At 38.4% G+C, this 9607-nt stretch carries 11 protein-coding genes; 4 read left to right on the forward strand and 7 right to left on the reverse strand.

Annotation, left to right across the window (positions count from 1 at the left end; genetic code table 11):
* Positions 1–42: 42 nt before the first annotated feature.
* The 7 genes from WBG45_RS08050 to WBG45_RS08080 all read right to left on the reverse strand — a co-directional run bounded on the left by WBG45_RS08050 (position 43) and on the right by WBG45_RS08080 (position 6211).
* Complete coding sequence (locus tag WBG45_RS08050; RefSeq protein WP_024536160.1) at positions 43–246, reverse strand: hypothetical protein; 204 nt, start codon at positions 244–246, stop codon at positions 43–45.
* Between the two features lie 324 nt (positions 247–570).
* Complete coding sequence (locus WBG45_RS08055; protein ID WP_024536161.1) at positions 571–936, reverse strand: DUF779 domain-containing protein; 366 nt, start codon at positions 934–936, stop codon at positions 571–573.
* An 18-nt stretch (positions 937–954) separates the two neighbouring features.
* On the reverse strand, positions 955–2475 hold the full coding sequence (gene adh / locus WBG45_RS08060) for an aldehyde dehydrogenase (protein WP_424413567.1): 1521 nt from the start codon (positions 2473–2475) through the stop codon (positions 955–957).
* 506 nt (positions 2476–2981) lie between these two features.
* The gene (locus tag WBG45_RS08065) at positions 2982–4634 is read right to left on the reverse strand and encodes a b(o/a)3-type cytochrome-c oxidase subunit 1 (protein WP_424413569.1); all 1653 of its coding nucleotides are present in this window, start codon (positions 4632–4634) and stop codon (positions 2982–2984) included.
* A gap of 2 nt (positions 4635–4636) precedes the next feature.
* Positions 4637–5104, reverse strand: coding sequence for a cytochrome c oxidase subunit II (locus tag WBG45_RS08070; protein ID WP_424413570.1), 468 nt, complete (start codon positions 5102–5104; stop codon positions 4637–4639).
* 16 nt (positions 5105–5120) lie between these two features.
* The gene (locus tag WBG45_RS08075) at positions 5121–5243 is read right to left on the reverse strand and encodes a cytochrome C oxidase subunit II (protein WP_424413572.1); all 123 of its coding nucleotides are present in this window, start codon (positions 5241–5243) and stop codon (positions 5121–5123) included.
* Positions 5244–5518: 275 nt separating this feature from the next.
* Positions 5519–6211, reverse strand: a complete 693-nt coding sequence (locus tag WBG45_RS08080) for a Crp/Fnr family transcriptional regulator (RefSeq protein WP_424413574.1) — start codon at positions 6209–6211, stop codon at positions 5519–5521.
* A 157-nt stretch (positions 6212–6368) separates the two neighbouring features.
* Here WBG45_RS08080 and rluF point away from each other — a divergent pair, with 157 nt between their 5' ends.
* The 4 genes from rluF (at position 6369) to WBG45_RS08100 (ending at position 9513) form a co-directional block, all read left to right on the forward strand.
* Positions 6369–7073: a 23S rRNA pseudouridine(2604) synthase RluF gene (rluF, locus tag WBG45_RS08085; RefSeq protein ID WP_424413576.1), complete on the forward strand. Its 705-nt coding sequence runs from the start codon at positions 6369–6371 to the stop codon at positions 7071–7073.
* 23 nt (positions 7074–7096) lie between these two features.
* Positions 7097–7816 carry a DUF6904 family protein gene (locus tag WBG45_RS08090; protein WP_424413578.1) on the forward strand — a complete coding sequence of 240 codons (720 nt, stop codon included), beginning with the start codon at positions 7097–7099 and terminating at the stop codon, positions 7814–7816.
* Between the two features lie 120 nt (positions 7817–7936).
* Entirely contained in the window at positions 7937–8728 is a 792-nt protein-coding gene (locus WBG45_RS08095) for a hypothetical protein (protein ID WP_424413580.1), read from the forward strand.
* Between the two features lie 98 nt (positions 8729–8826).
* Positions 8827–9513, forward strand: a complete 687-nt coding sequence (locus tag WBG45_RS08100) for a response regulator transcription factor (RefSeq protein WP_424413581.1) — start codon at positions 8827–8829, stop codon at positions 9511–9513.
* The last annotated feature ends 94 nt before the right edge of the window (positions 9514–9607 follow it).

Consider the following 9607-nt stretch of genomic DNA (forward strand, 5'->3'; position numbering starts at 1 on the left):
TTCTCCACCTTCATTTATTATTAGATGTTCATTTATGAGCAGTTAGTCTTTTTTAGGTGTTGTTTCTTCATACTCTATTTCGTGTTTCGTATCATGAAGAGATGTAGTATTACTGTCTTCTTTTTTTCCGTCAATCGCGTCATCAAATGGTGTGAAATGATTTAACGGCAATCGGCGAATTGTGACTAATCGCCAAAGCGTCCAACAGATGACACCAATTAAAAGTGCAAAAATAATGTATCCCATATCATACTCACTCCTTTTCTTTAATTGTATCTTACACAGGATTAGAAAGTAGTAGGCACTTAGTTTCGCTATCCTTTACCTTTCTCTATCCCCTATTCATAACCCTTTATTTCCTTTGTTGCATTACATTCCTGTGTTTATTCCCGTTTAATTTGATTTATTCCTTTTCAGAAGGTGTTTATTTCCATTCGTTGCTGTTTTATTCCCATTCAATTCGATTTATTCCCTTTCGCAAGGTGTTTATTCCCTTTCACCCATTTTGTTCCATATAAAAGCCGCCACCCCACAAGTTTTCACAAGTGAAATGACGGCATTTAGCAATTCTTAGTTTGAACTTGCTTGAATTTCTTTATTTTCTTCAGCAGTGAAAGCACGTGATCTAGTTAAGAATCGCTTGCCCTCTACTCCCTCTAATGAAAACATCCCGCCTCTTCCATCAACTACATCTATGATGAGTTGTGTATGTTTCCAATAGTCATACTGGCTTTTGTGCATATAGAAAGGACTGTCGCCGATTGAACCGAGCAGCACATCTTGATCCCCCACAATCAAATCGCCATCTGGGTAGCACATGGGTGCAGATCCATCACAGCAACCGCCTGATTGGTGGAACATGACAGGACCGTGCTTGCTTTTCAATAACTCGATCAATTCAAGCGTGGCGTCCGTAGCAGTAACTCGTTCAATCATTGGTCATTCCCCTTTCAATCAAAAGAATCCTAATTTGTTTTCGTTGTAACTAACAAGTAAGTTTTTAGTTTGTTGGTAGTGATTTAACATCATTAAGTGATTTTCGCGACCGATACCTGACATTTTGTATCCACCGAACGCAGCATGTGCTGGGTACGCATGGTAACAGTTTGTCCAAACACGGCCCGCTTGAATCGCACGACCGAAACGGTATGCTGTGTTCATGTTACGTGACCAAACACCTGCACCAAGTCCGTATAACGTGTCGTTAGCAATTTCAAGAGCTTCTTCTTGAGTTTTGAATGTTGTTACTGAAACAACTGGACCAAAGATTTCTTCTTGGAAAATACGCATTTTGTTATTTCCTTTGAAGACAGTTGGTTTCACGTAATAACCACCAGAGAAATCGCCTTCAATATTATTACGTTCTCCACCGATTAAGCATTCTGCTCCTTCTTGTTTCCCGATATCCAGGTAAGACAAGATTTTTTCTAATTGTTCGTTAGAAGCTTGAGCACCCATCATTGTATTAGGGTCTAGTGGGTTACCTGTTTTAATATCTTCAACGCGTGCTAATACTTTTTCCATAAATTTATCGTAAATAGATTCTTGGATTAATGCACGTGAAGGGCATGTACATACTTCCCCTTGGTTCAATGCAAATAATACAAATCCTTCTACTGCTTTATCTAAGAACGCATCGTCATGATCCATTACATCTTCGAAGAAAATGTTTGGTGACTTACCGCCAAGTTCCAAAGTAACTGGAATTAAGTTTTGAGAAGCATACTGCATGATCATACGACCTGTAGTTGTTTCACCAGTGAAGGCAATTTTTCCGATACGTGGGTTCGATGCAAGTGGCTTCCCTGCCTCTAATCCAAAACCATTCACAATGTTCAATACACCTGCAGGTAATAAATCTCCTACTAGTTCAGCAAATACTAGAATACTAGCTGGTGTTTGCTCAGCAGGCTTTAACACTACACAGTTTCCTGCAGCAAGTGCTGGAGCAAGCTTCCACACTGCCATTAATAGTGGGAAGTTCCAAGGAATGATTTGTCCAACTACACCAATTGGTTCATGGAAGTGATACGCAACTGTATCATCATCAATTTGACTTAATGATCCTTCTTGCGCTCGGATTGCTCCAGCAAAGTAGCGGAAGTGATCGATAGCAAGAGGTAAGTCAGCATTTAAAGTTTCACGAACCGCTTTCCCGTTATCCCATGTTTCTGCAACAGCTAACATTTCTAAGTTTTCTTCCATACGATCAGCAATTTTATTTAAAATATTAGCACGTGTAGCTACAGACGTTTTTCCCCAAGCATCTTTAGCTGCATGTGCTGCATCAAGAGCTAGTTCAATATCTTCTGAAGTTGAGCGAGCAATTTGAGTGAAATTTTGACCCGTTACAGGTGTTACGTTATCAAAATATTGCCCTTTTACTGGAGCAGTCCACTCACCATTAATATAGTTATCATATTTTTCTTTAAAAGTTACAATAGAACCTTCTGTGTTTGGAAATGCATATACCATTCTCAAATTCCTCCCTTTATTTGACCCCTCTTTTTTGTATGCGCTTTCATAATATCTAGCAGAATTACAAAACAGGAAGTCCGTACCTCTTATATTGTCAGATTACACCGAAAATTACAACATATTTATTGTTATAATATGCTAATAGGATGGTTGGCAGAAGCTAGATTATCGTTTATGGTAACGATAGAGAGGTGGGTGGTATTATTGAACCTTATCTACTTGAAGAAATTTGTGCCTTCCCGTATTTTCAACCGTGGGGAATCTTATTATCACACCACGCAATTTTAGTGGTTACTTTACAAAGAAAATATCCACAGCGCCCTGTTTTCCTCGATGAACTCGTCAAAATAAACATTAAAAAAGGTTTGTAGCGAAAACTCTCGCCACAAACCTTTTTGGTTACATTAATCTTCTAAACTATTTAAATCGATAATCATACCTGTCACCAACGTGATGACAACAAATAAACAAATTAACATTAAGACTACCATTTTACTCAACTCCTACCATGTTTTAAAACCTTCTGAACCTGGAGGTGCGTGATGAATCATAGCATTCAACGGAATGGCATAAGCAATAATGATAAGGACGAAAGCGATGCCGATCCAAATCCACCAGTTTTCTAAGAATTTCGGTGTGTTCTCAACATCACTTTCAGCTAATGGGAAGTCGACAAAATCTTCTTCTTTAACAGCTTTTGGAGAAAGGAACATGGTCATAACAACAATATAAATGAGTATCATTGCTGATAAAAATAATATACTTCCACCGATTGCCATCGTTACATGATTCGTTAGAATTCCGTCAAACCATTCCATTGCGGATGGGTGATTATTATAACCAGAATATGCGGTACGTCTTGGTGCTCCAAGAAGCCCTAAAATATGTTGTGATGTTGACATAAGCAACATGCCGATCGCCCACGTGATAATTTGGATAAATCCTAGTTTTTGCATGGATTTTGAAAATTTACGACCTGTTAAATAAGGTATAATCCAAAATGTCAGTCCCATAAATGTCATTGCTACAGGTGTTCCAACTGTAATGTGAAAATGTCCTACTATCCATAATGTATTGTGAACAATCTCATTTAATTGGAAACTAGCATTAATAATCCCTCCAGCTCCCCCAGGGATGAAGAAAGCCATTGCTACAAATATGGATGTAAAGCGAACGTCCTTCCATGGAAGTTTTGTAAGCCATCCGAATAGTCCTTTGCCACCTTTTTTACGACCTGCAATTTCAAACGTTGCAAACATTGAGAACGCAGTCATTAAAGATGGGATGATTACCATAAACGTTAAAACAACTTGAAGAAATTTCCAAAAATTAGAGATTCCTGGTTCTGTTAATTGATGATGAAATCCAACTGGGATAGAAAAGAGAATAAATAACACAAATGATAAACGTGCAAGTGAATCACTAAATACCTTTGTTCCAATTAACTTCGGTACGATAACATACCATGCCATGTAGGCTGGTAGCAGCCAGAAATATACCAAAGGATGCCCGAAAAACCAGAATAATGAACGACTTAACTCCACATTTATCGTATCAACCCATCCAAATGCCCAAGGAATGAATTGGAACAATACAGTTGCCACAACGCCTAAACACGCAATAATCCACATTACAATGGTCGCTATCGTCATAAAGGCAAACAATGGACTCAATTGACCTTTATGCTTTTTACGCCAAACCATATAGTGACCAACTAACGCAAAACTACTAATCCATGTACCTACTACAAATAAAGCAAGACCTACGTAATACCAGCCACTCGCTTTCAACGGAGCATAAAACGTATATAAAACGGATGCTTCTCCCGAAACAATCATAGCAGTCGCTAAAACGGTTCCTACTGTTGTTACGGCAAATCCGATCCATGAGAAAAGATAAACTTTCGGACCGAAACTTCCAAGACTTTTACTCATACCGGTAATAAAGAAACCAAAAATAAAGAATGTAGTAAAAATAAGTGCAAGTAGCACGCCATGTGCCGTTAATATTTGATAATAATCCAACCAGCTAGGTAATGTCAGCGCATCATTTCGAATAAATACTTGCAATAGTCCGCATAACGTACCGATTAAGAATGCTAAATATGCTACACCAATATTCCATAATGCTAACTTACGATCTCTTATTGCAATCATGATTAGTACACCTCAATTTCTGTAAACATATAGTGGTGGCCTGCTCCGCAATATTCATTACAAAGAATTAAATACTTCCCGGGTTTGTCAAATGTATAAGACTTCGTTGTAATCTGACCAGGGACGACCATCATGTTGACTTTTGTGTTATCAATTGTAAAACTATGAACGACATCTGTACTTGTAAGTTTAAACAAGATTTCTTTCCCCACCGGCACTTTTAGTTCGGGTGCAGTATAACCAAAAGCCATTGCCACAATTGCTACTTGGTACGTGTCATCATCCAGCTGGGTTACGCCTGGCTTATCGAACGGCGCAGTTTCATTTACTTTTTTCGGATCAATTGTTGTCATTCCTCCAGCTGGTGTGTGACCATGAGAAAATGCACTAACTCCCACAATACTTAAAAATACAATCAAAGAAACGAGACCAAATACAAGCCAAATCTTTTCGTATTTATGTAAATGCATACTAATCCTCTCCTTTTTATCTTGCTACGTACATTAAATAAACAGCTAACCACATGACGATGATAATGACCCCAACCAATAAAACACTAACTAATGTTCCTTTTAAATTTACTTCTGGGTTGTGTTTCGGTTTGCTCAATTATTCTCACTCCTTAAATGTAATTAGGTTACGTTCAGCGTAATGCATTCTCATATGAAACACTGTGACATTTATCACACTTGAAAGTTTTATAAAAAAGAATGTCAAATTTTTGTCAAAAAGAATGTCTCGGGAAAATTCTTTAAGTTCTATTAATGGTTATTTCATAAAAATGGTGTTTATTCCGCTTCGCTCGTGATTTATTCGGCTTCACTCATTCACTCACACTATTTTCCCCACAAAAAAAGGCCACCCTATTAGGGGTAACCGTTTAATTAGTCAATTCTACAAAAGGCGATTGGACAGTCTTCGCATTTTATTTCATTTTTCAAGTGTGCTAAATCATGAATAATGATTTTGCCTTCCCACATAGATATATGACCTTCTTTTTTCAGTTCGCTGAGCAAACGGTTGACTACTTCCCTAGCCATACCACAAAAGTTTGCAAGCTCTTGATTTGTGAATACCTGATCGATGAGAATGCCATTTGCATGCTCAACTCCATAACTATTGGACATTCGAATTAGCGTGGAGAATAATGCTCCTCTTTTGCCATGCAATAGCAGGTCGCGGAATCGAGTTTGTGTTTTCTGGTGATTGAGCCCCATCCATTTCATCAAGGTAATCGCGATCTCTGGTTTATAAAGGAGTGCATCTTCTATTGATTCAGAGGTGATTTTGACGCATCGCACCGTTTCAAGCGCCTTGGCATCCAACATATATTTAGCGGTCGGTGAAAAAAGCGTGATTTCTCCCACGAGCTGATGCGGACCACAAATCCGTAGTGTTAACTCCATGCCATCTGGAGTCACTTTACCAATTTGGACCTTGCCAGACTGGACAAGATAAATGGCATTGATTGGATCTCCTTCTCGAAATAAATAAGCATCTTTCTCGTATTCTTTTATCGTATGTTGAATCGTTAGCAATTCCTTCAAATCCGTTGACCATTCATTCACATTGTTCATTTCGACCCTCCTATTCTTTATGGATCTCCGAATGATGATTATTATAGTAAGGTTATCATATTGTGACCTCAAACTATAGATGTTTTGAACCCCATCATATGCTTATCATCTATCGTTATGCGTTATACTAGTGATATTAAATAAAGCAGGTGATGATATGCGTATAAATAAGTTTTTAAGTGAAGCTGGTATCGTCTCAAGACGCGGTGCTGATAAATGGATTGAAGATGGACGTATTACAATTAATGGAGTCCAAGCAGAACTAGGGAGTAAAGTAGCACCTGGTGACGATGTCCGTGCAGATGGAAACCTTGTAAAACATGAAGATCCATATGTTTATATCGCTCTTAATAAACCAGTTGGAATCACGAGCACAACAGAACGTCATATAAAAGGAAACATTGTGGATTACGTTAACCACCCGCTCCGAATTTTCCATATTGGCCGATTAGATAAAGACTCTCACGGGCTTATTTTATTAACAAATGATGGGGATATTGTGAATGAAATTTTGCGTGCTGAAAATGAGCATGAAAAGGAATACATTGTTAAAGTAAATCAACCCATTACAGAGGATTTTATTAAAGAAATGTCAGAAGGCGTAGAAATTTTAGATACGAAGACACTACCTTGTAAGGTAGAACAACTTTCTTCTAATATCTTTAAAATCACTTTAACTCAAGGATTAAATCGTCAAATTCGCCGCATGTGTTCGGCACTTGGTTATGAAATTAAGAGCTTGCAAAGAGTGCGTATTATGAATATTCACATCGATGGTCTACCTGTTGGTGAATGGCGTGATTTATCTAAAGCCGAGTTAGACGTACTATTTAAAAAGCTTAACTATACTCCAAAAAGGTAATAGAGTATTAGGAGGCGATTTACATGTTATCAATTACTCATACTGAAAATTTCACCGGCGCGTTAATTAGTGGAGACTTTTGGGATTTAGATGAAATAAATCAAGCAGTATATGCGGTCGTTGGCGATGAAAACAAATATTACGACTGGGAAGGTCCACGTAAAAGATTACTTGGAGTCATGGTTGAAATTAAGAATGCATCGAAAGCAAATCGTCATGTCCGTTTTGTAGGAAATGGGTTAAACAAAGAAACCATGAAGCAGCATGAGATTGTCGGTTCTGAGAAGAATATCTATTATTCCGTTGAGGTTCTTTGGCCTGAGCTTATTTTCACCGTGATTGCCTTAAATGATTTTGTCCGCTTATATAGTAAAAAGCATGCTTATGCTACTCTTGATGTACATGTATCAACCATTCGTAAATTTCAATCAGTTGTAGGCGAAGCTTTGCAATCCGTTGTTCCAAAAGAACACCATGATCAATTTATGAACTTATTGAGTGAAAACCAGACGAACGTCCAAGAATATGCCATTCAATTTGTGGATATTCTGAATTTAAATCATATTAACTCAACGAAAGAACAACGTGAAAAAAATTTAGGGATGATTGCTTTAAAGCTAGCTGTTCAAGACAAAGACTACCATGCATTTCGAACTCAAGTCCTCAAATCTGCCAATGAAACGAAAAGTGACATTCATGATTTATCGATTACAAAGGAATATCCTGAAGAAATTGAATGGTGAGTCGATTAAAAAGAGTGTGGAATTCGCACTCTTTTTTTCTTTGACATTCTCCTGACACATTGACGGTTTATTGTAAGTGTGTGGAAGATTTCCACAGTCAATTTTAGGAGGATGAAGAAGATGAAGAAAATGACAAGTAGCATGCTTTTAGCAAGTGCATTAACTTTAGGAACGATTGCTGTACCTTCTATTTTAGCCGCCACCACTGCCTCAAGTACAAACGAAGAAATTTCTGAAGAAACCAAAACGACGTTAGATGAATTTCGTGCGCAAGAAAAAGCAGGTGAAATTACGCATGAAGAAGCACACGCAAAAATAGTGGAATTAGGAATTGACCGTCCATTTGGTCGAGGTGGACATCACGGAAAAGGTCCATTTGGCAACATCGATGAAGACGCTAGAGCTACTATCGAAGATATTCGTAACCAATTTAAAGATGGTGTTTTAACTGAAGAAGAAGCTCAAGCTAAACTTGATGACTTAGACGTTGACCTACCAGAAGATTTTTTAACACATGTGGATTTTGAAGATTTAGATGAAGAAACAAAAGTAGCATTAACTGAAATTCGTGACCAATTCGTCGCTGGCGACTTAACCGAAGCGGAAGCACAAGCAAAAGTAGCAGCACTTGGCTTAGATTTCGACGCTAAATTCCTAACTCGTGGACCACATCCAGAATTAACAGATGACCAAAAAGCACAACTTGATTCCATTCGCGACCAAGTTGAAGCGGGTACATTAACAGAAGAAGAAGCACGTACTCAAATGGATGAGCTTGGTTTCAAACCACATGGCGGACCTGGTCATCATGGTGATCGCGGCCACCACGGACCACGAGGTGACTTCCCACAGCAAAATAATGAGCCTGCTGATGACGAACCACAAGCGACTTTTACAACATCTGAAGCTTAATCTAAAGGGACTCGAATATATCCATTTCGAGTCCCTTCTTTTATACTTGTAAGAAAAGTGGCGTATCCCACTTCAGATTGAAAATGAGGTGAACTGATGTGAAACGAATTTTAATAGTGGAAGATGAAATTCCCATCTCACGAGTTCTGAGTGCCTATCTAGAGAAGCATGGGTTTGCAACATATCAAGCATATACAATTGAACAAGCTTCCATGCTTTTTGACAGAGAGTCAATCGATTTAGTATTGCTAGATGTACTTCTCCCTGACGGAACAGGATGGGATTTTCTACAAAATATTCGAACACATTCCCCTTGTCCTATTATCATGTTAACCGCTTTAGGAGAAGTTCCTGATCGGCTAAGAGGTCTTCAAAGCGGAGCGGACGACTATATGTCCAAACCGTTTGTTGCAGAAGAAGTGGTTGCTCGAATTCAAGCTGTTCTTCGTAGACCGACGCGTTTATTAAATGAAATCGATGCTCGTCACTTTGGCAAATTACGCATTCATCCACAAGAACGGCAAATCTTTTTACATAATGAAGAAGTTCCTTTAACGCCTAAAGACCGTGCACTGCTGTTGTTTTTAGCCAAACACCCAAATCAGATTTTCAATCGTGAACAGTTACTTGGACATGTTTGGGGTATGGACTATTTTGGTAGTGATCGTGCAGTGGATTTAGCCATTAAACGCATTCGACACGTCTTGAAGAAGTGGCCGAAATCTGAAGGCGAGATTCGAACGATTCGAGGGATGGGGTATGAATTTCATGTCGAAACCAACTAAACGTCCTTCGATACAAGCTTATTGGACCTCTCGTTATTTAGTTACGTTAATTATCGGGCTTTTTATAATTGGGTTTTTGGCTGTTTTATGGATT

Source organism: Paenisporosarcina sp., assembly GCF_049671445.1.
GTDB lineage: Bacteria > Bacillota > Bacilli > Bacillales_A > Planococcaceae > Paenisporosarcina.